The following is a 26,393-nucleotide window of genomic DNA, read 5'->3' as shown; positions in this document are numbered from 1 at the left end:
TATGAAAAAATATATTTTATACAGTTTACTAGCTGCATTGACGGTTTCTTGTGAAATAGTTGATGCGATAGATCAAAATCCACCAAATAACCTCGTTCCAGATAATGTGATTCAAAACAGCGATGATGCAGAAGCATTACTTAGTGGAGCTTACGGTCAGATTGTTTCTTTTACTTCTGCACATTACTATATGTATTCAGAATTAATACCCAGTGCGATGATAGGTACGATGAGTACAGCGGGTGGGGGTACTGCAAATTCAGAATTTCAGGAAAACGATTTGCATTCAGATAACGCTAACGTAAATAGTTATTGGAAGATTATTTACGCAGTTATGGATGCTTCTAACAATAGTATTAAACTCACGCAACAACTTTCTGAAAGCGAAATTTCAGAGACGTTGCGAAGTGAGATTATCGGCGAAGCCCATTTTTTACGCGCGATGACCACTTTTGATGCGTTGCGCTATTTTGGTCAGTTTTACGATAGATCTAGTGCGTTAGGAGTAGTTCTAAGAACCGAACCTGTAAACTTTGTAACCCGTAGTAAGCCTAGAAGTACTGTTGAAGAATGTTATACACAGATTCTTGCAGATCTTGATTTTGCAATAAATAACGCACCAGATTTTACGGTAAATTACAGAGCTTCTAAAATAGCTGCTCAAGCACTAAGAGCTCGTGTTTTATTATATATGGGAGCCTACGCAGATGCAGCTGCCGCAGCAGATCTTGTTATAAATAATACTGCGCGATCGCTTGAACCCTCCTATGCAGATGTTTTTAGTAAAGGTTTAAATTCTAAAGAATTAATACTGCAGATCTATAGAGACGCTAATTCAGACACCGATCAAAATAACAGAAAGCGTTTTTATTCGGGTAGAGCCGGTAATACGTGGTTTCCTACCTTGATGGCAGGTGACTCGAGGCAACCTTTAACCTATTCTGGTTTGACGGTGCTAAAAACAAACAATGCAGCCACTTTTAGACCCACGTATTTTATGCGTCTTGCTGAACTATATCTTATTAAATCTGAAGCTCTTGCCCGCAGCGGTGCAACTGTTGAAGCGAGCCTTATACCCCTAAATGTAATACGCAACAGAGCAGGTAATGATGATGCAGTGGCAACCACAACAGATGAAGTTTTAGAACTGGTTTTTGAAGAAACTATAAAAGAACTTGCTTTTGAGAATGGTGCAGACTGGTTTGCAGCCATACGTTTTGATAAGGCAATGCAGTTAAAACCTACCATCACCAGTATCAACCAGTATATTCTCCCAATACCTCTGGCAGAAATAGAAGGTAACGAATTCATAAAATTTGAAGATCAAAACCCAGGTTACAATTTCTAAAAATTAAGGATTAGCCATATAATTCTCTTTTACAGGATTGCTTGCAATATCTGCAGGTAATCCTTTTACTTAAAAACAAGCACATGACACGTTTACTCACAATTATTAGTATTGTTTTACTAACCTTTAATGCTCCCTTACAGGCACAGGAGAAAACAAATTTTACCAATTTAAAACAGCAGTTACCTTTAGATCCTTCAGTGATTACAGGAAAACTAGAAAACGGTTTAACGTATTACATAAAGGAAAATTCAAGACCTCAAGATAAAGCAGAACTGCGTCTGGTAATTAATGCAGGTTCTATCTTAGAAGATGAAGACCAGCGCGGATTAGCGCATTTTGTAGAGCATATGGCATTTAACGGTACCACAAGTTTTCAGAAAAATGAACTTATTGATTATTTACAAAGTATAGGGGTTGAGTTTGGTGCAGATTTAAATGCGCATACTGGTTTTGATGAGACCGTATATAAGCTTACTGTTCCTACAGATGATCAGGAGATCTTTGACACCAGCATGCAAATTTTAAAAGATTGGGCTGGTGGTATTACTTTTTCAAATGAAGAAATAGACAATGAGCGAGGTGTTGTAGCAGAAGAGCTGAGAGCACGCAGCGGTGCGGGATCTAGAATGTATGATGAGTCTATACCGGTAATAACAAACAATGCGCGCTATGCAAGTCGGTTACCTATAGGAAGTCTGGATGTAATTCTAAATTCAGATTATGAGGCTATGAAACGTTTTTACAGAGACTGGTACAGACCAGATTTAATGGCTCTTGTACTGGTAGGTGACTTTGATGCTAAAAAAGCAGAAGCACAAGTAAAATCTCTTTTTAGTGACTTAGAAGTACCACAAAGGCCTAAGGAGCGTACTGTGTATAAAATAGAAACGGCTAATAAACCGGTGGCTAAGGTGATTACAGATAAAGAGACTCAGAATACTACGGTAGCTTTTTACTATAAGAAAGAACACGAGAAAACGCTAAGTTTTGAAGATTATAAAACTTCACTTCTTGAAAGCTTATACTCCGGGATGTTGCGAGAACGTTTTAATGAACTTACACAAGATAAAGATGCGCCTTTCTTAAGTGCTTCGGCAGGAATAGGTTTTTTCTTAGGCAATAAAGACAGTTATTTTTTAAGAGCAAATTTAAAAGAGGACCAGGTATTAAAAGGAATAGAAGCCGTTATTGCAGAAAGCGAGCGTGCAAAACGTTTTGGCTTTACAGAAACAGAGTTAGAACGCTACAAAGCAAAAGTTCTTCAGAATGCAGTGCTTTTTAAAACGGAAGCAGATAAAATACCCAATCGTATTTATGTAGAAGCGCTAATTGATAATTTCACTTTTGAAGATCCTGTAGTTAGTGAAGATTTTAGGTATAATTTTTATAAAGAAATTTTACCAACGATTAGCTTAAACGAGGTTAACGCAGTAGCACAAACCTGGGTAGCTACTTCAGATGTTGCTATTATTGTAAATGCTCCAGAGCAAGACCTTGCCAAATTACCTGAAGAAGCTAAGCTTTTAAATATTTTAAAAAATGGAGAAGGTTTGAATTTAAAGCCTTATGTAGATGATATGGCGAATGTAGCGCTGATGAAAGATAAGCCGCAACCCGGTAAACTTACAGCTACATCTTATAATGATAAAGTAGACGTTACAACCTGGGAATTTGCTAATGGGGTTACCGTTATTGTTAAACCTACAACCTTTCAGAATGATATGATTGCTGTACGTGGGTTTAGACCGGGTGGTAGTTCTGTAGCACCAGATAGTATTTATGTTTCGGCACGTGAAGCCGGTAGAATTGTTTCAGAAAGTGGGGTAAATTCAATTTCTAATATTCAATTACAAAAATTGAATATGGGTAGAGATGTCAAAGTAACGCCATATATTAATTATTATGATGAGCTAATTTCAGCAAGCAGCAATAGAGAAGATCTGGAGCGTATGTTTCAAATGATTCATTTATACTTTACAGCGCCTAATAAAGATGCAAATATTTTTGGCTCTCATAAAGAGCAATTAATTTCTTTATATAAAGGGGCAGATGATAACCCGGGTTCTTATTTTGAAAAAGTGATTGCACAGACGATGATGAATAATCATTTACGAGCTGTACCTCTTGAGGTCGATCAAATAGAAGCAGAGCTAAATATTGATGAGGTTTATGATTTTTACAAAGAGCGTTTTTCTAATGCAAATGAGTTTACATTTATTTTTGCAGGGAACTTTGATCCTGATCAAATTAAAGAGTTATCAACACAATATCTCGCGAGTTTACCATCTAATCTAGATGAAGGAAGCAACTGGGAAGATATAGGTTTAAGGAGAGTCACCGGGAAAATTAAAAAAACGGTAAATAAAGGGATTGATGATAAAGCTCAGGTAGCAATGCGATATACGGGCACACTTGATTATTCTCCTGAAAAATTGAAAAAACTCAACCTACTTGCAAAGGTTTTAAAAATTAGACTTACTGAAGAATTGCGAGAAGAAATGGGTGGCGTTTATGGTGTGCGCGTAAGTGGTTTTACAACAGACAGGCCTTACGACTGGTACAGAATGGATATACGTTTTACTTGTGCTCCTGAGAATGTTGAGGTATTAAAGGACAAGGTTTTTGAAGAAATTGCCGCTATTAAAAAAAATGGCGTTTCTCAAGAAAATGTTGATAAAATTAAAGAAGCAGAATTAAGCAATACTGAAGAGTTTCTAAACTATGACTCGTTCTGGATCGCTAAAATTAAAGAAGCTTATGAGTTGGGGCGGGATTATGACAGCTTTTTAAACTACAAAGAAGATATTTCAGCAATCGATTCAGATTATTTTAAAGATGCAGCAATGATTTATTTTGATGAAACTAATTATGCAGAATTTGTATTACTCCCAGAAGAGTAATAGAATATTTTAAATGTTTTTGTAACCCTCACTTATTGGTGAGGGTTTTTGTTTTTATAACTATTTAGAGCCATATTTTAAATCAAGTAATTGTTGTTTAGCGTACTCCTTAAATAAGATTACAGGGGAGGATAATTTTTTACAAATTTTAACGACTAAGGTTTTAAACTATTTTTAATGTCAGAAAAAAAAGTAAGTATTCTCAGTGCTTTTAAAACCATTATTTGGCCCAGAAGAAAGCTGGTGTTTATAGGGTTAATTTTAATTGTGATTAGCAAGGCAGCAAGCTTTGTAGCACCCCTGTCTCTTAAATATTTAATGGATGATATTATACCTAATAAGAATGTAGAACTACTCAAGCTCTTAGTCGCAGCTGTAGGACTCGCTATTTTAATTCAAGCAGCAACGTCGTTTTTATTGACTAAGATTTTGAGCGTACAGGCTCAATATATGATCTCAGAGTTGAGAGCTCAGGTTCAAAAAAAGGTACTGTCTTTACCCATTCGGTTTTTTGATAATACAAAATCGGGAGCGCTGGTCTCCCGTATAATGAGTGATGTAGAGGGCGTACGTAACTTAATAGGAACAGGATTAGTACAACTGGTAGGAGGTAGTATCACAGCTGTGGTATCACTCGTTTTGCTGTTACGCATAAGCTGGACGATGACTTTGTTTACGCTTATTCCACTGGCTGTTTTTGCACTGATTGCGCTAAAGGCTTTTAAGATCATTCGACCTATTTTTAGAAATAGAGGGGTTATAAATGCCGAAGTCACAGGAAGGCTTACAGAAACTTTAGGGGGTGTACGCGTAATTAAAGGTTTTAATGCTGAAGAACAGGAGAATAAAATATTTGAAGAAGGTGTAGAGCGACTTTTTCAAAATGTAAAAAAGAGTTTAACGGCGACTGCGTTAATGACCAGCTCTTCAACATTTTTGTTAGGATTGGCTACCACCGGAATAATGGGAATAGGAGGTTATAAAATTATGATGGGCGAATTAACTATAGGTGATTTCCTGACTTTTACATTTTTGTTAGGATTAATGATAGCGCCCATTGTTCAAATGAGTAATATAGGAAGTCAATTAACAGAAGCTTTAGCAGGTCTTGATCGTACTGAAGAACTGATGAATATGACACCAGAATCTGACGAGAAAAACCGTACTCAACATCTTCAAAACTTTAAAGGACATATTGTTTTTGAGAATGTATCTTTTGCTTACGAGGAAAATAAAGAGGTGTTGACGGGGATTAATTTTGAAGCAAAATCGGGTGAAGTTGTAGCTTTAGTTGGAAGTTCAGGTTCTGGAAAAAGTACCATCGCAGGCCTTGCGGCCACATTTTTAAATCCGCAGTCTGGTACAATAACCGTAGATGGGCAGGATATATCAAAAGTGAATTTAAATAGCTTTAGGAAACATCTTGGTGTTGTTTTACAAGATGAATTTCTATTTGAAGGCAGTATACGACAGAATATTTTGTTTCCCAGGCCTAACGCTACTGAGGATGAATTGCAAGCGGCGGTTAATGCAGCATACGTAAATGAATTTACAGATAGGTTTGAGGACGGTTTAGATACTTTAATAGGTGAGCGTGGTGTAAAATTGTCTGGTGGTCAACGTCAACGAATCGCAATCGCGAGAGCTGTTTTAGCAAATCCTAAAATTTTAATTTTAGACGAAGCAACTTCTAATCTCGATACCGAAAGTGAGGCATTAATTCAAAAAAGTCTGGCTACCTTAACTCAGGGAAGAACAACCTTTGTTATAGCCCACCGCTTAAGTACCATTAGAAAAGCAGATCAAATCTTAGTCATAGAAAATGGTCAGATTGCAGAGCGCGGAACACACGATGTACTTATTGCTAACCAGGGGAGATACTATAACTTATTTACCTATCAGGCACGTATCTAAAGTTTTCTCTAAATTTTTCCGAAGTAAAAACCTTTAAGGGCCGTTGATTTATAAGAGCAATAAAGGAGCTATAAATCCAACTCGCACTTCATTTTTATTAAAAGATGATGCGCCAAATGAATTTATCGCATACTCTGAATAATCATAGTACCTACCTATATAGGCAAAATAAAACTTTACATTAAGATCTTTAAACGGACTGTAATACACAGTAGGTATCACGCCATAACTGGTTCTTATCAATTTATTGTCAGCTTGTGCATTATCGCGAGCGCTACTGGTCATTAATGTCAACAATCCTTCAATTTTAGGGCTAAAACGATACTTACCACGAAACCAGTTTTCAATATAGGTCACATTTTCTGCGGCTATTTCGTTATCAATAACCCGGGTAACAATGCCCTTTGTATCAATTTCTTCATAACTGTAATGAAAGTCATACATTAAGGTTATGTTTTTGTTTTCATATTTATGTCCCAGTGTAAAAAATGTGGTACCTCTATCTTTAACTTCTGTAGAATGACTCAAACTGTATATTGTTTCTAGTTTACCGTCAAAAAAGCTTCCGCGCCAGTTGCCTACAAAGGTAACCGGCCAGTCTGGTTCCTGTATATTTTCTGCAACCACATCGCCATAGATGTCTTCATAAAGGGCTGTTCTTGAGTTTAACACCTGTATCCCAAACGTATTATGTTCAGCAGTTTTATAGCTTAAACCGGCTCCGGTAACAAAGGCCAGTGCATTACCATAAATATCATTGTATTCAAGCACATCACGAGCAATAAATTCATACTCATAACCACCGTATAAAGCTGTCATTTTGCCAAGATACATATTGAGTGCATTACTCAATTTAACATCTATATATGCCAGTTCTATATTACTTCCCAGCCTATCGAGGCTTTGTACATCACCACTTTTATTGAAGCGATTTCTAAATTTAAATTTGAGTTTATCATTTATTTTTGCGGCAATTCCCAGGGCTGTAAAGCCATTTTCAAATTGGAGACCGTTGTAGTAATTGTCACCACCTCTAAAGGTATAGGCTTGAAAGTCCATACGTAGATCAAAGGTGATATCTATATTTTTTAAAAGACCTGCTTTATCAACCGGAATTATAGGTTCATCAGGGCTGCCGTCTTGTTGAGAAAACCCCCAAAATGAGGTGAATGTTAGAATGGCAAATAAAACAGACTTCATAGAATATGTAAAAATTAGATAGGCAGAAATATAGCTAAGTTGAGCGATACATCAATTTTAGGTGGCTTTTAGAAGATTTTCTTCGGAAGCTCTTTTAGAAAATTACTAAAATTATTTTTAAAAAATGTGGCGCTTCTTATTAAGCTAACGCAACAGATTGACAATACTTCACTTTTTGAACTAAAATTTATACAGACTTTGAGTTCTAAATTATTAGGTATGAAAATATGATAAACAAAAAAACCACACTTTAAAAAGTGTGGTTTTAAATTTTGTGACCTTGCCAGGATTCAAACCTGGAACCTCCTGAGCCGTAATCAGGTGCGCTATTCAGTTGCGCCACAAGGCCTTTATTTCAGCAAAAAATCAACATATATTTGTCTCATTTTGCGGGTGCAAATATAAGTCTTTTTTGACTATCTACAAGAATAAACTAAAAAAAAAGCCATTTAATTTTTAAATGGCTTTCTCTAGGGGTATTTTGTTTACTAGTACATGTTATTTAAAGCGGTAATATCATTAGCATTAAACTCACCATCTTCACTAGCGCTAAAGCAAGCTAACATAATTGATGTAGCATCATAACCACTAGGTGTACCGGGTACTAAGTTTACATCTCCACCTTCATTTACATTATCTCCACAACTCTGTCTGCTAAACCAGTCTGTATGTCTAAAACCTACAGAATGTCCTATCTCGTGCGTAATAACGTGCTCTACTACATTTGTATCATAATTTGCTAAACCATAGATCTGAACAAATTTATGGGGTAAACCATTACTTGGAAACCCTGCGCTCCCACCTGCACCACTTGGGTTATTTACAGTATTATTGTAAACAACCATATCTTTATTTTGATAGTTTGTACCAAAGGTTAGATTGAAGCTTATAGATACGCCACTTAATCTATTGTAGTTATCTACTGCCCACTGTAATGCTGTACGTTCTTTTGTACTTAGTGCCTGGTTTCCGCCGGTATATCCTATTATAGATATAGTACGTCCCTGAGATACTAAAGCAGAAGTTCTGTATTGTTTACTCTGCGTTGCACCTTTTTCTACTTTTGTCAAATTGACCATTGCGGTTAATTGCTCTGGGGTTACGATAACATCTTCTTCTAAGAATAGGCGGGGTTCAGAAGTGCCATCAGGAAAATAGAAATCATCCCATTTTACAAATCGGGTATTCATTCCTAAATCTTCAACCTGATCAAGAATTGCCTGAGACACCTCAAGTGTAGCAGTTTGTTGCATTTCTACTTCAGGAGTTTCGGTTGCATCTTCAGAACAAGAGGCAAAAACTAAAGAACAACCTAAGCTGAATAGAGCAGCTTTTCTAAATGTGTGTACTAACATAGATTTAAATTTTATTAATGATTTCTGAAAACTATTAAAAAAAACTTAATATGAAAACCTTTAAACGTTAAAAGTTTGCATATTATCGACTGAATCGATTTAATCGGTAAGTAATTAACAAGAAAAAGCCTCTGAGAGGAGGCTTTTAATTAATTATATTTGAGTTAGTTTCAGATGATTTCGGCGCTCAATCCCGCATCAAGTAATGCGCTGCATCTGGGTTCTAAATAATCGTAACTACCTGTTTTAACGGTACATTTACCTTTATAGTGAACAATGAGTGAGCATTGTTCTGCTTGTATGGGCGTATGCTCGCACACATGTATTAAAGTTTCTATAACGTGGTCAAAGGTATTAACGTCGTCATTATAAACAATTATCTCATTATTTCGATCTTCGGCCTCGAGGACATCTACTTCTTCTTGAATCTTTTCTCTTGTGCTCATATGTAAAAAACTTAAATTCAGGGTTTTAATTTTTTACAAATTTACAAGCTACCCAATTATTTCTTTCAAAATTCATGATAAAATTTAGCCCATGTTGATTACAAACTTCGGTAATTGCAGGAATATCTTGGGTATAAAAGCCGCTAAGAAGCAAAGTACCTGTATGATTTAGACAACCTGCATAAGCTGGTATATCTGCTAAAAGAATATTTCTATTAATATTAGCGATTATTAAATCATACTGTTTGCCGTCTAGAAGTTTTACATCTCCTTCAAAAGCTTCAATAAATGACACTCCGTTTCGCTCTACATTTTCTACCGTGTTTTCATAACACCACGGGTCTATATCTATTGCCTCAACCGGCTTAGCGTCTTTCATAGCAGCGAGTATTGCTAGAATACCAGTGCCACAACCCATATCTAAAGTTTTTTTGCCGGTTACATCTAGCTTTAAAAGATGTTTAATCATCAAATGTGTGGTCTCGTGATGACCTGTACCAAATGACATTTTAGGTTCAATAACAATATCATACTCGGTATCTGGTTTAGGATGAAAAGGTGCTCTAACCGAGCAAATACCATCAACTTCTATGGGCTCAAAGTTTTTTTCCCATTCCTCATTCCAATTAACAGGTTCGATATGATTAACAGTATAACTAATTTCAAACTCCTGATTTTTGAGAATATAAATATTCTCAAGTAAATCATTGCGATTTAATGAGGATACGATATAAGCTTTAACGCCATCTTCGGTCTCATCAAAACTTTCAAAATCAAGTTCGCCAAGTTGTGCAATGAGTATTTCTACCCCCGGGTTTACGGGATTTACTTTAAACTCATACTCAGAATATGCTTCAGCCATTAATATATATTAAAATGCATTTACAATTGCCATAAAATCTTCTGCTTTTAATGAAGCGCCACCTATTAAACCACCGTCAACATCTGGTTTTGAGAAAATTTCCTGTGCATTGTTAGGTTTTACACTTCCACCATAAAGAATGGTAACTTCATCAGCTATTTCCTGTGAGTACTCATCGGCAATGGTTTTGCGTATAAATGCGTGCATTTCCTGAGCTTGATCAGGGCTGGCAGTCTCACCGGTTCCTATTGCCCAAACAGGCTCATAAGCTAATATTATATTTTTCCATGCAGCTGCATCTAAGTGAAATAATGCATTACTAATTTGTTTATTTACCACTTCAAAATGCTCGCTAAAGTTTCGGTCTTTTAATTCTTCTCCAAAACAGTAAATTACCGTCATATCATTTTCTAATGCAGTATTTACTTTTTCTGCTAAAAGATCTTCTTTTTCATCAAAATACGCGCGACGCTCACTATGACCTAAAATAACTGTTTTAATACCAATACTTTTTAACATACCTGCACTTATCTCGCCGGTAAAAGCACCCGAAGCAGATTGATGCATATTTTGAGCAGCTACGCTTATATCTAAGCCTTTTACAGCCTCAAAAGCACTGTAAAGATTAGTATAGGGAGGTGCAATTATAACTTCTGCCTCAGAAGTTTTAGCGATTTTCTTTAAGTCTGAAATTAAATCTTGAGTTTCAGCAAGATCTGTATTCATTTTCCAGTTACCGGCTACGATGTTTTTTCTCATTGTATTTTGATTAGTAGTTGTTTGTATTAATAACTATTACGTTGTGATATTATTATTAAATTCAGTTTTATAAAGTTTTCCTGAAGATTTTCGGCACATTTGCTTTTATTAAACGGTCGCAAAGCGGAAAATAAATCGTGAAAAAGTGACTATGCTTAAAATAAGAATAAGCTATAAAATTAACGTTAGTAAGGCTATTCTACAACATTTGACCTACCTAATACGTACTTTAGGATCGAGAAGTCCATAAATGAGGTCAACCAGAATGTTTATGAGAATAAACATCGTTGCAATTACTAAAACAGATCCCATAATTATAGGTAAGTCTAGTGTATTTAAGGCATCAACGATTTCTTTTCCCAAACCATTCCACCCAAAAATATATTCTACAAAAACGGCTCCCGCTAGCATCGAAGCAAACCAACCCGAAACAGCTGTAACTACCGGGTTTAATGCATTTTTAAGGGCATGGCGCCATACAATTTGCCATTTGTTTAAGCCTTTTGCCTGTGCCGTACGTATATATTCCTGATTGTAAACCTCTAAAAGCGAATTACGCATTAATTGAATGACAACAGCTAATGGCCGAATGCCTAAAACAATAGCGGGCAATACTATATTTTTCCACTGTATAGTAATGGCTTCGCCAAAATCATCGATCTCATAAAGGCTTCCTGTCATATTAAGATTTGTATACTTGTGAAGTACATATCCAAAAAGCCACGCAAATAGAATGGCGCTAAAAAAACTGGGGACACTCATTCCCAGTGTACTTATTACCTGTATAAATTTGTCTAACCAGGTATCACGAGCATTGGCAGATACGATTCCTAAAAAAATACCCAATAGTATGGCAAGTGTAATTGCACTCACTGCAAGAACTATAGTATTTGGTAGCGTTTCTGAAATAACTTCAACAACGGTTTTTCCTGTTTTTTGAAACGACTCTCTTAAGTAAGGTTCTTTTAAAACTATGGCGTGAACACGTGTTGTTATGAGTGTGATATACGTGTATTTACCAGAGGATAAACTGGTATAATTTGCACCAGATTTATTGTGTATTGAGATAGGGGATAAGTCATTTAAATAGTACCCATACTGCGTTAATATGGGTTGATCAAAACCATATTTATGCTTAATAATCGCCAGTTGCTGAGGATCTTCGTTTTGATCAAGCATCATACGCGCAGGGTCTCCCGGAAGCACGGTAAATAACAAAAACACCACAGTAACTACTCCAAATAGAGTAAGCAGGGCATAACCGATTTTATTTAGAATGTAAGTAATCAGAGCGTTTTAATATCAGATAGTTTTAATGTCTTATAACTAGCGTTTTTGCCCATTAAATCTGTAGCATATTCTTCAATAGTACTTGTAAAACCTGCTGCAGCACGTCTTTCATTTACAGATTCAGGGTCTTTTATTGGCCAAATGAAAAATCCGTTTGCCGCTGTAATCTGAGCTTGAGTTCCGTACAGTTGTTCCTTGCGTTGCTGCATAAGATACTTGTCTTCTAAGGCAGCGACTTGAGTCATTGGGATTTCTCCCTGAGCCGCAGCTTTTTTAAATAGATCTAGATATTCTTCTATCTGAATAGGATTGTGCCGTATCACTTCAAGCGCGATAAGATTAGTAGGTTCGCCTACTAATGATTTTCCGGGATAGCCGTAATTATCTAAAATCGTTTTAATAATTTTTAAATTACTGGTGTCTATCATGCGCTGTTTTTTCCAAAGATCACCAGTGTAATCTTCTTTAGCGATACCTAAATCCTGCGCAAGTTTTTCACGTTTATCAGGATCTGATTCCTGTAATAAAGGGCGATACAATTGGTCATAGCGCGAGATGCTGTCTAATTTGTTTTTTAATACTAAATTGAGAGCAGATTTTGCAGTTGGCAAAACTTCAAGATCAATTTCTTTAGCATCGTTCCAGTGTTTTTTTTGAAGAATTGTACCATTATGTAACTTTAAAATACCGGGATTACTGCGTACAATTGTTTTTAAAACGGTAGCGTCTGTAAAGTAAAAATCAAAATTTATATTCTGTTTTTCTTTGAGATCATTAACCTCATTTTCGCCCGAAGATGTAAGACCAATTACGGTATATCCCTTTTTTAATGCGTCGTTTGTGAGTTCCTTAATAACCGGCCAGCCATTCCATTCTGTTTTATTAATATCGTACGCTATAATTACGATGAGATTGGGTGTGTTTAGAAAATCTTCAGTATAATTCTCACCTTCTTTTTCTATTGTAAAATCGTGTATAGGTGGTACATAACCTTGTGTAACAACTTCGGTTTCTACACCTAGAAACGTTCCTTCAGAAGAGGGGTATTCTCCTTGAGTGGTAATAATTTTTTGAGAACCATTAACGTCAAATTTCCAGTGGTAGTCAAAAACGGCTTTCTCTGCTCCCTCAGGAATTTCCATTCCTTCCTGAATATTTACACCTACTTTATACGCTCTAAAGTCAAAAACCGGAAGGTGCATTAAAACATAATATCCAAAACTTAAGCATCCTATAAATGTGGCAAAGATGACAATAGACCTACCGAAATTAGAAAAGAAAGGCTGAATGTGTTTTAGATTGAAAAACAAAAACAAAATAAGAATTAATAAAACTACATCTTTTGAAAACGACTGCCACGGGGTAAGCGGTAACGCATCTCCAAAACAACCACAGTCTGTCACTTTATTAAAATAGGCAGAATAGAAGGTAAGGAAGGTGAAAAACAAGATCATGAGCAATAGAAGCCACATCGTAGGCTTTTTATAATAGCCTATAATTAATGCAACTCCCAGAACCAGCTCAACGATAACTAACAAGATTGCAAGTCCCAGTGCAAACGGACTCAAAAACTCCATATTTAAGACATCTGGAGAGAAGTACTCCTGTAGCTTAAAAGAGAATCCTACAGGATCATTGAGTTTAATAAATCCTGAAATTATAAAGAGAATACCTACAAAAATGCGAATTACACCAACTAGTTTTTTCAAATTTTTATTGTTTTGCGGAACCTTCTTCCATTAATATTAAGGCAAATACTGCGTAGTTAAGCATGTCCTGGTAATTTGCATCTATCCCTTCAGAAACCAGGGTTTTGCCTTTGTTATCTTCTATTTGCTTTACCCGTAATAATTTTTGTAAAATAAGATCTGTTAATGAACTAATACGCATATCACGCCAGGCCTCACCATAATCGTGATTTTTATTTTCCATTAGATTTTTAGTGATAGCTACATGTTTATCATACAACTTTAACGCTTCATCAAGATCTAAATCGGGTTGATCTACCACTCCACGATCTAGTTGTATCAACGCCATTACCGAGTAATTTATGATTCCTATAAATTCTGAAGCTTCGTCTTCATCTACTTTATGTACAGCATTTTGCTGAAGCCCACGTATACGTTGTGCTTTAATAAAAATTTGATCTGTCAATGACGGAAGTCTCAATATGCGCCACGCACTTCCGTAGTCATTCATTTTTTTAGAAAATAAATTACGACAGGTGGTAATTACCGCGTCGTATTGTGTCGAAGTCTGCTTCATTAATATAGTTTAACTACCCGAGGGGCTTTGGTGCTTCAATTGTATCTGAATGTATATTTCTTGAAGTCTATAAATATCGATTCAAGAAAGAGGCTCATTCATTTTGCGTAAATTTCGCCTAAAATAAGCAATCTAAAAAAACATAGTACATTTTCATGAAAAGCATTAACTGTAAAGGAACACTTATAGATCTTTCAAAACCGAAAGTGATGGGAATTCTTAATGTTACCCCAGATTCTTTTTTTGATGGAGGTAATTACTCTAGTGATTCTAAACTATTGAATCAAACAGAAAAAATGCTAAAAGAAGGTGCTACTTTTATTGATGTAGGAGCATACAGTTCTAGGCCGGGAGCTACAGATATTTCTGTAGATGAAGAGCAAAAACGTCTGTTACCCGTTATAGAGTCTATTTTAAAACATTTTCCTGCAACCCTACTTTCTATAGATACCTTTAGGGCTGAAGTGGCGCGCAAAGCAATAGATACAGGTGCTGCAATAATAAATGATATTTCCGCAGGTATGCTTGATGAGCAAATGCTTACTACAGTTGCAGACTTACAAGTGCCTTACATTATGATGCATATGAAAGGTACTCCGCAAACAATGGCAGGTCTTGCGTATTATGATGATGTGCTCAAAGAAGTGCTTTTTTATCTAAGTGAACGAGTAGCCGCTGCTCGAGAATTAGGTGTAAATGACCTTATTTTAGACCCTGGATTTGGTTTTGGTAAAATCAGTACTCATAATTTTGAACTTTTAAATAATGCTGAAAAGTTTGAAATAACGGGTCTACCTTTTCTAATTGGGATTTCCAGAAAAGGAATGATTTATAAAACACTTGACATTTCTGCTGCGGAAGCTTTAAATGGTACAACGGTTCTTAACACTATCGCTTTGCAAAAGGGAGCTTCTATTCTGCGGGTGCATGATGTGAGAGAAGCCGTGCAGGCTATAAAATTACTAGAGGTACTTTCAAATTAAATTGGAATCTTTATTAAGTTCACTTATTTCTTGAGTTAGGATGGGTTTCTATATTCTCCATTTTATGGGTTGGTTATGTATCTTCGCTGCATTAAAAAAGGTTTATGAGTATTGTTTTTATTTTGGTGGGTCTCACGCTTCTGGTTATAGGAGGTGAGTTTTTAGTTAGAGCTTCTGTGGGTTTATCTTTTAAGCTTAAGCTGTCTAAAATGGTAATAGGCTTAACAGTAGTTTCGTTTGCCACCTCGTCTCCAGAATTATTAGTTAGTTTACAGGCAGCGTTAGACGGTTCGCCAGATATCGCTTTGGGCAATGTCATAGGGAGTAACATCGCAAACATTGCATTGGTTTTAGGGCTTACGGCTATTATTTCTACATTAGGAATAGATAATGATTTCTTTAAATTTAACTGGCCGGTTATGGTTTTGTTTTCTTTAGGACTCTATCTGGCACTTATGAATGACCGTACGATCTCAAAGCTAGAAGGATTTATTCTACTGGTATCTTTAGTTTTTTACCTCATTATTTTAATACGTAGGGCAAAAAAGTCACAAGCGACTCAAGAAGGGCAAAATGACGAAATTGATGCCGGTCTCTCTAAAACCTCCTATTTTAAAATTACAGTTTGGTTAGTTATTGGTGCTGTAGCTTTATATTTTGGATCAGAGTGGTTAGTACAGGGGGCTAAAGAATTAGCAGAATCTGTAGGGATAAGCGACTATGCAATTTCAGTAACTGTTATTGCAATAGGTACGAGTGTGCCAGAGCTTGCGGCTTCAATCATAGCAGCTTTAAAGAAGGAGAAGGCAATCTCGTTAGGAAACCTCATAGGGTCTAATATTTTTAATATCGCTTCAGTATTAGGATTAACGGCAGTGATAACTCCTATACCGGTAATTGATGATCGAATTCTAGATACTAATATGTTTTGGTTATTAGGTTTTGCCATTATTCTTTTGCCGCTGGGATATCTTCCCTTACGATTAGAATTAAACCGCTGGAAAGGGTTTATTCTATTTGCTGCCTATTGCGTGTTTATAGGTTTAGCTTTCAGTTAAAGATTCTTTTCAGTATACAGCATAAAAAAAGCCCGCTTATTGCGGGCTTTTATTTTATATATAGAAAACTTACTATAATTTAGCTTCAGCTCCTTTTACAGTTTTAACAATTCTACCGGCAATACGGTATGGGTCACCGTTAGAAGCAGGACGACGATCTTCTAACCATCCTTTCCAACCTCTTTCAACAGCAATAATAGGAATACGTATAGACGCTCCTCTATCTGATACACCATAAGAGAAATCGCTTATAGAAGCAGTCTCATGTTTCCCGGTTAAACGCTGATCGTTAAACTCGCCATAAACTTCTATATGCTCTTTAACTACAGGTCTAAATGCTTCACAAATCGTGTCATAAACATCCTTAGAACCAGCAGTTCTCAATGTTGTGTTTGAGAAGTTTGCGTGCATTCCAGAACCATTCCAGTCACCTTTAATAGGTTTTGGGTGGAATTCTATATAATACCCGTAATCTTCAGTTAGACGTTGTAATAAGTAACGCGCTACCCAAATTTCATCTCCTGCCTTTTTAGCACCTTTAGCAAAAAGTTGGAATTCCCATTGGCCACTTGCAACCTCCTGGTTGATACCTTCAAAGTTAAGACCTGCATCGATACATAAATCTGCGTGCTCTTCTACGAAAGCTCTACCGTGTGTGTTTTTACCACCTACTGAACAGTAATACATACCTTGAGGACCAGGATAACCACCTACAGGGAAACCTAAAGGAAGTTGTGTGTTTTTATCCATTATAAAATATTCCTGCTCAAAACCGAACCAGAAATCATTATCGTCATCGTCAATTTGTGCTCTATAGTTAGACTCGTGTGGAGTACCGTCTGCATTTAGAACTTCAGTCATTACTAAATAACCGTCTCTGCGTGCAGGATCAGGATATATAGCTACGGGCTTTAGCAAGCAATCAGAAGATCCACCTTCAGCTTGCTTAGTTGAAGAACCGTCAAAAGACCATACTGAACAATCTTCTAGTTTTCCACTAAAATCATCTTCAACTTTGGTTTTACTTCTTAGATTGGCAGTTGGCGAATAACCATCTAACCAGATATACTCTAATTTTGATTTGCCCATAATAAAATTAATTTTAAATTTTTTGAATTAAACTAATAACAAATATAACAAATCTTTAATATCTAGCATTTCAATTTTAGGGGGTGTGTAGTTAAAATTGATTGAATAAATTTAATTTACCCCCTAGGATGTAGGGGTGTATTGCGGAATTATATATTTTTACCCTCTAGAATTTTTAAATTCATAAAAATCTATCAAAAAATGAATACTTTACGATTTTTTGCTCTTAAAGAAAGTCTTTCGAGAAAACCTGTTTTTATTGAAGAAAGTGAAAGAAGATCAGCGCTTTATGGTAAACATGTCTTTGGTAAGCATGCAATGCGCCAGGTTCTTTCTGTAGATGCCTATGATGCGGTGCAGGATGCTGTAAATACAGGTACAAAAATTGATAGATTAATGGCAGATAGTATAGCCGCAGGGATGAAGCAATGGGCTATAAGTCTTGGAGCAACACATTATACACACTGGTTTCAACCATTAACAGGAGCTACTGCAGAAAAGCACGATGCTTTTTTTGAATGTTTGCCAGACGGAAGTGCTATAGAAAAATTTGAAGGAGCAAAATTAGTTCAGCAAGAACCAGATGCTTCTTCGTTTCCACATGGGGGAATTCGTAATACCTTTGAAGCTCGAGGGTATACAGCCTGGGATCCTACTTCCGCAGCCTTTATTTTAGATACTACCTTATGTATTCCTACAGTGTTTGTTTCTTATACAGGAGAGGCCCTAGATAATAAAACTCCTTTACTAAGAGCACTTAATGCAATTGATACATCAGCGACCGAAGTTGCTAAATATTTTAATAAAGGCGTTACCAAAGTGACTGCAACTCTAGGTTGGGAGCAGGAGTATTTTCTTATAGATTCTGCTTTGGCTGCTTCACGCCCAGATATTATGCAAACCGGTCGCGCATTATTAGGTCACGCTCCCGCAAAAGGACAGCAATTAGATGATCATTATTTTGGGTCTATACCGTCAAGAGCATTAAATTTTATGAAAGATCTGGAGCAACAATGTATGCTGCTGGGTATTCCTGTTAAAACTAGGCATAATGAAGTTGCTCCAAACCAGTTTGAGCTTGCTCCGATTTTTGAAGAAGCCAATCTCGCTGTAGATCACAATTCGTTAATTATGGATTTGATGGCGCGTGTTGCAGAGCGTCATAAATTAAAAGTTCTTTTTCACGAGAAGCCCTTTGAAGGCATTAACGGAAGTGGAAAACACAATAACTGGTCACTGGCTACAGATACAGGTGTTAACCTGTTAAGTCCGGGAAGCACCCCTATGAAGAATTTACAGTTCTTGACGTTCTTTATTAACACAATAAAGGCGGTTCAGGATTATGAGGAATTGCTAAGAGCTTCAGTAGCATCGGCATCTAATGATCACAGGCTGGGAGCTAATGAAGCGCCGCCCGCAATAATGTCTGTCTTTATAGGAAAACAATTAACTAAGGTTCTTGACGAACTTGAAAAAGTATCTGACGGAAAATTGTCACCTCAGGAAAAGACAGATTTAAAACTGAATGTAGTAGGTAAAATTCCTGAAATTTTACTGGATAATACAGATCGTAACCGTACCTCGCCTTTTGCGTTTACAGGAAATAAATTTGAGTTTAGAGCTGTAGGATCTACCGCAAATTGCGCTAAGCCAATGGTCGTTTTAAATACCATCGTTGCTAAACAATTAAAAGATTTTAAGATTGAAGTAGACTCCCTTGTAGATAAGAAAGGAATGAAAAAAGACGATGCCATTTTTAATATTCTTAGAGAATATATAAAGGCATCTAAGAAAATTCGTTTTGAAGGAGATGGTTACAGTCCAGAGTGGGAGTCTGAAGCTAAAAAGCGAAAATTAAGTAATAACCGAACCACGCCTGAGGCTCTAGATATTCAGCTTTCAAAAATCACCACATCATTGTTTGAGGAGATGGAGGTTATGAATGCGGTTGAACTGAAAGCACGTCATGAGATAGAACTCGAAGAGTATGTGAAACGTGTACAAATAGAAAGTAGAGTTTTAGGTGATATGGCAAGAAATCATATAATTCCTACAGCAATTAGATATCAGAATTTACTCATCGAGAATGTTAAAGGTTTAAAAGAAATTTTTGAAGCAGACTATAAAATTATAGCGAAAGAGCAGATTAAAATTATTGAGCAAATCTCTACGTATATCAAACAAATTAATGAGGGTATTACAGCAATGATAGAAATACGTAAAAAAGCTAATCAATTAGGAATGAAAGACCGGGCTTCTATGTACAAAGACTCTGTAATTCCTTTTTTTAAAGAAATACGTTATGCCTCAGATAAATTAGAATTATTAGTCGAAGACAAATTATGGCCTCTTGCTAAAAACAGAGAATTATTGAATCTTCGTTAAAATCTCAGTCTTGTTTTTAACACATTTACGTAAATAAATTGTTACCTAAATAATTCTTTCCTACTTATCGTGTAGGTTAAAGACTACACTTTTTTTTCTGTATGATAAAAGGGTGTTTTTCCCTTTTCAGCCGTCAACCTACTATCTACAAGGCTTTTATAGCTACAACGATTTCGCTAGATGTAACTTTCATCGAAAAGTTATAGAAATCATAAAATCAGCACTTTAGTTTTTCCTAATTTAGCCTTGCGTTGAAACCGAAAACGGATAATGCTGATTGAAATTCTTCGCAACCCTCTATCTCCTAAATTTTTTGTTTTGGTTGTTTAGATCACCCCTTGATCATAGCCAGAAACTGTTGTTAAGTATATTATTAACCATTCTATATATTATTAATTTAAAAACTTTCTATTATGAAAAAAGTTGTACTAAGCGTCGGAGCGCTAATGTTGGGAGTTGTCGCTTTTGCGCAGAATAATACTGGTACCAGTATTCAGGAAGGCTCAAACCAAATGATTAAGGTGCGTCAGGTAGGTGAGATCAACAATACTGATGTGAATCAGGATGGAGATGGAAATTACACGTCTGTTCTTCAAACAGGTCTTAACGGCCCATCGGTATCAGATCCAGGAGGTCTAGGGAATGATGCACAGGTTATGCAAGATGGTGTAACTAACAAATCTTACACCACACAAGATGGTGATGAAAATAACGCATCTACAGATCAATTAGGTACCGATAACTATTCTGAAATTCAACAGGGTGTAGGATATGCGGTAGGAAATGTTGCAGATGTTATACAAGATGGTGAGCGTAATGCAGCTATTACCCGTCAATTTTTTGACGATAACAAAGCTTTAACTACTCAAATAGGAAATGATAACTATGCTGATATAAATCAAAATGCAGCTCCTAACGATGCTAGTGCGCCGGGAACAGGTGATCGTAATGATGCATTTATTTTTCAGGATGGAGACATGAACCAGTCGTTCATACGTCAAAATACTGTTGACAATGTTCTGGGGGGTAATGTTGCAGTTGCTCAGGTTGAAGGAAATAACAACTATTCAGATCAATTTCAAGAAGGTCAAGAAAATGAGGCTTTTGTAAATCAAGGAAATGAAGCTGTATTAGATGCATTAACAGTACCATCATCATGGGTTTCTTTAGCTAGTGGTAATGTAACATCACCTATTTTAGAGTCTAATGGTGCAGGATCTACAAATGCTAAAGCTTTCCAGATTCAGGACGGTACTGGAAACAGAGCTGAAGCTCATCAGTTTGGTAGTGGGACGGCCGGAGGAGATATTAGTATTCAAAGTCAAGTAGGTTCTGAAAACATTTCAAGAGTTTTTCAGAATAATGACGGAAATGTTAATGGTGATGGTAACTATGCAGATGTTGAGCAAAGCGGTTCTGATAATACAAATTTCACAATGCAATGGGGAAGAAATAATGATGCATTTCACAAGCAAGAAGGGACTGCAAATATTTCAGAATCTTTCCAAAGATGGAATGGAAACTATCTTGATGTATACCAAAATGGTACTGCAAACCAGGCAGATGTTACGCAATTTGGTATAGATGGGTCAGTAGTTATTTCTCAATATGGAACAGGAAACCTTTTCGCTGCAGAGCAAAACGGATTTAATCCAGGAGGAGGGAGTAATAATCAGGTTAATGTTTTACAACAAAACGCTGGTATGACAAATGTACAGGACCCTACTGTTCTTACAAGAGATATTCCTTCTATGCGTACTCAACAAACACTAAGATCTGATATGGATCTCAATAACTAATTAAATAATAATAGATAAACATCGGTTCTTTTTAAACCGATGTTTTCTTTTAAAAGAAAATTAACCATTCTATATATTAATAATTAAAACATTCTATTATGAAAAAAGTAATTTTAAGTGCCAGCGCACTCCTTATGGGTGTAGCCGCATTCGCACAAAGCAATACTGGTACCAGTATTCAGGAAGGCTCTAACCAGATGATTAAAGTGCGTCAGGTAGGGGAAATCAATAACACAGATGTTAATCAGGCGGGCGATGGTAACTACGCGTCTGTTCTTCAAACAGGGCTTAATGGTCCTACTGTTTCTGATCCGGGAGGAATGGACAATGAAGCTCAGGTAATGCAGGATGGAACAACGAACAAATCGTATACTACGCAAGACGGTGATGAAAATGAAGCTACCACAAATCAAACTGGTATCGATAATTATTCAGAAATTCAACAAGGTGTAGGATACGCTGTAGGTAATGTCGCTGAAGTTATTCAGGATGGGGAAGGCAACGAGGCATTTACACGTCAATTTATTGATGATAATAATGCTTTGACTACTCAGATGGGTAATTTGAATTACGCTGATATTCGCCAGAATGCAGCTCCTAATAATGCCAGTGCACCGGGAACAGATGATCGTAATGATGCTACTATTTTCCAAGATGGAGACATGAACCAATCATTCATTCGTCAAAATACTGTTGACAATGTTTTAGGTGGTAATGTAGCTCTTGCGCAAGTAGAGGGAAATAGTAATTATTCTGATCAGGTTCAGGAAGGTCAAGAGAATAATGCTACTGTAAATCAAGGGAACGACGCTGTTTTGAACGCAGGTTACTATGATCCTAATTCTTTTGGATGGGGTACTGCAAGTGGAACATTTATATTTCCAGTTTTTGGATCTAACGGTTCAGGATCTGAAAATGCTAAGGCTTTTCAAGTGCAAGATGGAACTAACAACTTAGCTCAATCTCATCAATTTGGTAGTGGTAATTCAGGTGGTGATATCTCAGTTCAAAATCAAGTGGGATCTAACAATGAGTCTCTTGTTTATCAAAACAACTTAGGTAGCGCTAATGGAGATGGTAACTATGCAGATCTTGATCAGGATGGAGATGGCAACTTAGCATCTGCAATTCAGTGGGGTAGCGATAATGATGCGTATCATAAACAAGAAGGAAATTCTAATAACTCTCAATCTTTTCAAAGATGGAATAGTAATTATGTAGATCATTTCCAAGATGGTGCTAATAACTTTGCGGTTTCAACTCAATTTGGTATAGGTGGTTCATCTGTAATCTCTCAATATGGTTCAGGTCATAACTTCTTTGCAGATCAAAATGTATCGAATCCAGGAGGCGGTAGTAATAATCAAGTAAATGTTTTACAACAGGATTCAGGTATGACTAATGCACAGGATGCTACAGTATTAACTAGAAATACTCCTGCAATGAGAACTCCACAAACTCCAAGAACTGATATGGATCTTAATAACTAGTAAGAGTTTTTAATTAATTATAAATTATAAAACCTAAGGGGATTGATAGAATATTAATCCTCTTAGATTTTATTTTAAATCAGAAGCTTATGTATTACAAGTATATTTTATTAAATAGTTTGCTAATGCTTTCATTTCAAGCTATTAGCGCTCAAAATTATATAAGTAATCCCAATGTAGAGGAGAAAATTTTAGAAGGAAGCATGCTCAATCAAGAAGCTTTAAACCTTGTAGGTTTATTTAATGATACAAATTCTAGAAATACTGAACTTAACAATAATGAGATTTATATTAAACAAATAGGCAGTTATAATCTGACCAATATTAATATCACTAGCAAGGCAAGTGATATTAGTGTTACTCAGAATGGTAATGCCAATGATGTGAATTTAGAATATAATGTTAATACGGCAATTTCAGAAATACAACAATTAGGTAACCGTAATAGTATTACAGATTTTGTGTTGGATCCATCCGCAGATATTTCTCTTGATCTTATACAAAATGGTAATGATCTAAGCTTTGAAAGACAGGGAGTCAATGATTTGACTAAGTCACTTAAATTTAGACAAAATGGATTTTCCCAATCCCTTATAGTAAGAAGTATAGATTAAATGCAAATTTTATCTAACATAATAGTATATAAAAAATCAATTTTATTTTTGATTTTTTGTGTTTTAACCAATCCGGTAATAGGACAATTTTTAAATAAAGAAATTGAAGCAAAAATTATCGTAGATCAAAACAGTGAATTTTTTACAATAAGAGCAATTGCAGAAAACAAAACTTTTGCAGATCGAAGTTTACAATATGAGTTTTCAGCATTTAAAAGCGATTCTTTAAAAAAGATTTCTAAAAATACACAGGAGGGACGCTTTGTGATAGGAGCTAATGAAAAAAAAGAATTAGCAGAATCAATTTTAAACTCTTCAGAACGTAACAGGGTAATTATCCTATTAGTTATTTATGATGAAAATAAAAAACCACTTGGACAAGACCGGGTAGTTTTTAATGATATTGAAGAAAACGAAGAGTTGACAATTTCTAGACCTGTTCCGGAATCTAGTAAAATTGAAATTTCTAAAGAGACATCTTTGAGTCAAGATGGTTTTGAAATAGAAGGCTTAATTATTGAAAATAGCATAACCAAAGTGGGGCGTGATTTTTATCAATTATTTTATTCAAAATATTTCTTGTCAGGATTAAAATCAAATAAAAATATTATCATCACTGAAAGTCCAGGTAGAAGCAGAAATACAAGGATTTCAATAAAAGTAGATAATCAATTAGTATGGCAATTTTTTTCAAATCCATCTAGAGATTATTTAGAACGACAAGCAAATGCAACACTTAATAGTGTTCTGCAGCAGCTTCAAAATCTTGAACGTATTAAAGACGAGTTTATTAGATATTAGTATGAAGAAAATTATTTACATTATATTCTTGGCTTTTAGCTTTAGCTGTTACTCACAGCAATTTTCTTATAAGCCCCTTAATCCCGCTTTTGGAGGGGACACCTTTAATTATAACTGGCTATTAAGTTCAGCAACATCCCAAAATGCTTTAACTGCAAAACAAAGTGCTAATGAAACTCAATCAGATCTAGAGCGCTTTGGCGACAATTTAAATAGGCAGATTCTAAGTCAAATATCACGATCTCTGTTAAACACGCAAATTGCAGGTATCGGCGACTTTCAAGAACCCGGAACTTTCACTTTTGGCAATCTTAACGTAGAAGTCTTTGAAGGAGAAGAAGGTTTAACCATTAATATTTTAGATACATCAACAGGAGAACAAACTCAGGTCATAGTCCCCAATAATTAATTACAACAATATGAGACATTTTATACGCTTTGCTATTTTGCTAGCCGTATTTAGCCTGCATTCTTGCGGAGCCTTTTTTAATCAACCCTTAGATCAAACACCTTCTCATTCTGGAGAATTTTCAAAATCAACTAGATCCCTTCTTGATTTACCTGCAGCCCAGGATCCTGTTGAGGTAGCAGTGTATAACTTTAGAGATCAAACGGGGCAGTATAAAGCTGTAGAAAATGGTAGCACATTTAGTACTGCCGTTACACAAGGAGGGACTACCATTTTGCTTAAAGCTTTAGAAGATTCTGGATGGTTTATTCCTATTGAAAGAGAAAATTTAAGCAATCTTTCAACTGAAAGAAATATTATAAGAAATACAAAACAGGAATATATAAAAAATTTAAATCCTAATGAACCTCCATTGCCCCCTCTAAAATATGCTGGAGTAATTCTTGAAGGAGGTATTGTTTCTTATGATACAAATATAATAACAGGAGGTATTGGTGCACGATATTTTGGGTTAGGAGGATCTGCTAAATACCGGCAGGATCGTATAACAGTTTATTTAAGAATGGTTTCTACAAGTAACGGAGAGATTTTAAAAACGGTATATGTATCTAAAACAATTCTATCTCAGGCTCTTGATGCTAATTTTTTCAGATTTGTTAAATTTCAACGCTTATTAGAAGCAGAAATGGGGATTACTCAGAATGAGCCTGTTCAAATTGCAGTTCAAGATGCTATTGAGAAGGCTGTGCGCGCATTAATTATAGAAGGTGTAGAAAGTGGTTATTGGTCTGCAAAAGGTGGGAAAGCTGTAAATGAAGAGTTGGTTCTAAACTATAATGAAGAAAAAGAACTAGAACAATCTGCACGATTATACGAGCGAACATTTTATGAGCCAAAATTTAATGACGCCTTAGACGTAACATTTGCAGCTACACTATTTGATGGGGATTATACCGAAAAACGGATAGGGCCTATGGCAAAGCTGGGTTACAGCCATTATTTTAATAAAATTATAGGTTTCAATTTGAATGCAGGAGTATTTCAGTTTAAAAGCGGAAGTACTTACGAAGATGTTTATGGAAGTATCGATCTCAACGCTCAATTTAGATTACTTCCTAATGATAAGCTTTCTCCATATTTATTTGCTGGTGGAGGTATTATCTTAGGATTTAGCGATTCTAAACAGGCCTTAAATTCTAAAAAGACAAGTGGCAAAATTCAATATGGAGCAGGAATCGAATACTCGATTATGCCTAAATTAGGAATTAAGATTTTTGCAGAAAACAATATCACTTTTACAGATGAAATAGAAGGTGTAGTGAATGGTAAGAGAGATGATTTTTATTGGAATTTTGGTTTAGGTCTTAATTATTACTTCAATCTTAAATCTAAGAAACAAAATTAGTACAACAATAAAGTATTA

At 35.8% G+C, this 26,393-nt stretch carries 21 protein-coding genes and 1 tRNA gene; 12 read left to right on the top strand and 10 right to left on the bottom strand.

Annotated features, from left to right (window positions below; translation table 11 throughout):
* Position 1 precedes the first annotated feature (1 nt).
* From P164_RS10025 to P164_RS10015, 3 genes are all read left to right on the top strand, one after another.
* Positions 2-1,348, top strand: coding sequence for a RagB/SusD family nutrient uptake outer membrane protein (locus P164_RS10025; RefSeq protein WP_028376258.1), 1,347 nt, complete (start codon positions 2-4; stop codon positions 1,346-1,348).
* 83 nt (positions 1,349-1,431) lie between these two features.
* Positions 1,432-4,251, top strand: coding sequence for a M16 family metallopeptidase (locus P164_RS10020; protein WP_035899744.1), 2,820 nt, complete (start codon positions 1,432-1,434; stop codon positions 4,249-4,251).
* Between the two features lie 177 nt (positions 4,252-4,428).
* Positions 4,429-6,165: an ABC transporter ATP-binding protein gene (locus P164_RS10015; RefSeq protein ID WP_028376256.1), complete on the top strand. Its 1,737-nt coding sequence runs from the start codon at positions 4,429-4,431 to the stop codon at positions 6,163-6,165.
* Between the two features lie 48 nt (positions 6,166-6,213).
* On the opposite strand, the gene P164_RS10010 is transcribed toward P164_RS10015, so the two are convergent.
* The 9 genes from P164_RS10010 to P164_RS09970 all read right to left on the bottom strand — a co-directional run bounded on the left by P164_RS10010 (position 6,214) and on the right by P164_RS09970 (position 14,342).
* Positions 6,214-7,365 (bottom strand): porin, encoded by a 1,152-nt coding sequence (locus P164_RS10010; protein WP_028376255.1) that lies wholly within the window; start codon positions 7,363-7,365, stop codon positions 6,214-6,216.
* A gap of 275 nt (positions 7,366-7,640) precedes the next feature.
* Positions 7,641-7,714: transfer RNA gene (locus P164_RS10005), tRNA-Arg, on the bottom strand.
* A gap of 139 nt (positions 7,715-7,853) precedes the next feature.
* Positions 7,854-8,720, bottom strand: a complete 867-nt coding sequence (locus P164_RS10000) for a M57 family metalloprotease (protein ID WP_028376254.1) — start codon at positions 8,718-8,720, stop codon at positions 7,854-7,856.
* 170 nt (positions 8,721-8,890) lie between these two features.
* On the bottom strand, positions 8,891-9,166 hold the full coding sequence (locus P164_RS09995) for an ATP-dependent Clp protease adaptor ClpS (protein WP_028376253.1): 276 nt from the start codon (positions 9,164-9,166) through the stop codon (positions 8,891-8,893).
* 25 nt (positions 9,167-9,191) lie between these two features.
* Entirely contained in the window at positions 9,192-10,028 is an 837-nt protein-coding gene (gene prmA / locus P164_RS09990; protein WP_028376252.1) for a 50S ribosomal protein L11 methyltransferase, read from the bottom strand.
* A gap of 9 nt (positions 10,029-10,037) precedes the next feature.
* Positions 10,038-10,787, bottom strand: a complete 750-nt coding sequence (gene tpiA, locus P164_RS09985; RefSeq protein ID WP_028376251.1) for a triose-phosphate isomerase — start codon at positions 10,785-10,787, stop codon at positions 10,038-10,040.
* Positions 10,788-11,000: 213 nt separating this feature from the next.
* Positions 11,001-12,077 carry an ABC transporter permease gene (locus P164_RS09980; RefSeq protein WP_028376250.1) on the bottom strand — a complete coding sequence of 359 codons (1,077 nt, stop codon included), beginning with the start codon at positions 12,075-12,077 and terminating at the stop codon, positions 11,001-11,003.
* Positions 12,074-13,786, bottom strand: coding sequence for a BT_3928 family protein (locus P164_RS09975; protein ID WP_028376249.1), 1,713 nt, complete (start codon positions 13,784-13,786; stop codon positions 12,074-12,076). The genes P164_RS09980 and P164_RS09975 overlap by 4 nt, the downstream gene beginning before the upstream one ends.
* A gap of 4 nt (positions 13,787-13,790) precedes the next feature.
* A complete protein-coding gene (locus P164_RS09970) occupies positions 13,791-14,342 on the bottom strand; it encodes a DUF1599 domain-containing protein (protein ID WP_028376248.1) in 552 nt (183 codons plus the stop codon).
* A gap of 155 nt (positions 14,343-14,497) precedes the next feature.
* Here P164_RS09970 and folP point away from each other — a divergent pair, with 155 nt between their 5' ends.
* Both folP and P164_RS09960 read left to right on the top strand, forming a co-directional pair.
* Positions 14,498-15,325, top strand: a complete 828-nt coding sequence (folP, locus tag P164_RS09965) for a dihydropteroate synthase (protein ID WP_028376247.1) — start codon at positions 14,498-14,500, stop codon at positions 15,323-15,325.
* Between the two features lie 104 nt (positions 15,326-15,429).
* Positions 15,430-16,383 carry a calcium/sodium antiporter gene (locus P164_RS09960; protein ID WP_028376246.1) on the top strand — a complete coding sequence of 318 codons (954 nt, stop codon included), beginning with the start codon at positions 15,430-15,432 and terminating at the stop codon, positions 16,381-16,383.
* Between the two features lie 72 nt (positions 16,384-16,455).
* On the opposite strand, the gene P164_RS09955 is transcribed toward P164_RS09960, so the two are convergent.
* Positions 16,456-17,472, bottom strand: coding sequence for a glutamine synthetase beta-grasp domain-containing protein (locus tag P164_RS09955; RefSeq protein WP_028376245.1), 1,017 nt, complete (start codon positions 17,470-17,472; stop codon positions 16,456-16,458).
* A gap of 201 nt (positions 17,473-17,673) precedes the next feature.
* Between P164_RS09955 and P164_RS09950 the strand changes: the two genes are divergently transcribed.
* From P164_RS09950 to P164_RS09920, 7 genes are all read left to right on the top strand, one after another.
* Entirely contained in the window at positions 17,674-19,857 is a 2,184-nt protein-coding gene (locus tag P164_RS09950; protein WP_028376244.1) for a glutamine synthetase III, read from the top strand.
* A 413-nt stretch (positions 19,858-20,270) separates the two neighbouring features.
* Positions 20,271-21,656, top strand: a complete 1,386-nt coding sequence (locus P164_RS09945) for a hypothetical protein (protein WP_028376243.1) — start codon at positions 20,271-20,273, stop codon at positions 21,654-21,656.
* Positions 21,657-21,754: 98 nt separating this feature from the next.
* Entirely contained in the window at positions 21,755-23,146 is a 1,392-nt protein-coding gene (locus P164_RS09940) for a hypothetical protein (protein ID WP_028376242.1), read from the top strand.
* A 125-nt stretch (positions 23,147-23,271) separates the two neighbouring features.
* Positions 23,272-23,760 (top strand): hypothetical protein, encoded by a 489-nt coding sequence (locus tag P164_RS09935; RefSeq protein WP_028376241.1) that lies wholly within the window; start codon positions 23,272-23,274, stop codon positions 23,758-23,760.
* The gene (locus P164_RS09930) at positions 23,761-24,561 is read left to right on the top strand and encodes a CsgE family curli-type amyloid fiber assembly protein (protein ID WP_028376240.1); all 801 of its coding nucleotides are present in this window, start codon (positions 23,761-23,763) and stop codon (positions 24,559-24,561) included.
* A 1-nt stretch (position 24,562) separates the two neighbouring features.
* Positions 24,563-24,970, top strand: coding sequence for a curli production assembly/transport component CsgF (locus P164_RS09925; protein ID WP_028376239.1), 408 nt, complete (start codon positions 24,563-24,565; stop codon positions 24,968-24,970).
* Between the two features lie 10 nt (positions 24,971-24,980).
* Positions 24,981-26,375, top strand: coding sequence for a CsgG/HfaB family protein (locus P164_RS09920; protein WP_028376238.1), 1,395 nt, complete (start codon positions 24,981-24,983; stop codon positions 26,373-26,375).
* Positions 26,376-26,393: the final 18 nt, after the last annotated feature.

The sequence above is a fragment of the Leeuwenhoekiella sp. MAR_2009_132 genome (genome assembly GCF_000687915.1).
Classification (GTDB): domain Bacteria; phylum Bacteroidota; class Bacteroidia; order Flavobacteriales; family Flavobacteriaceae; genus Leeuwenhoekiella.
The sequence above is the reverse complement of the archived record's forward strand: the minus strand, read 5'-3'. Positions and strand labels throughout refer to the sequence as shown.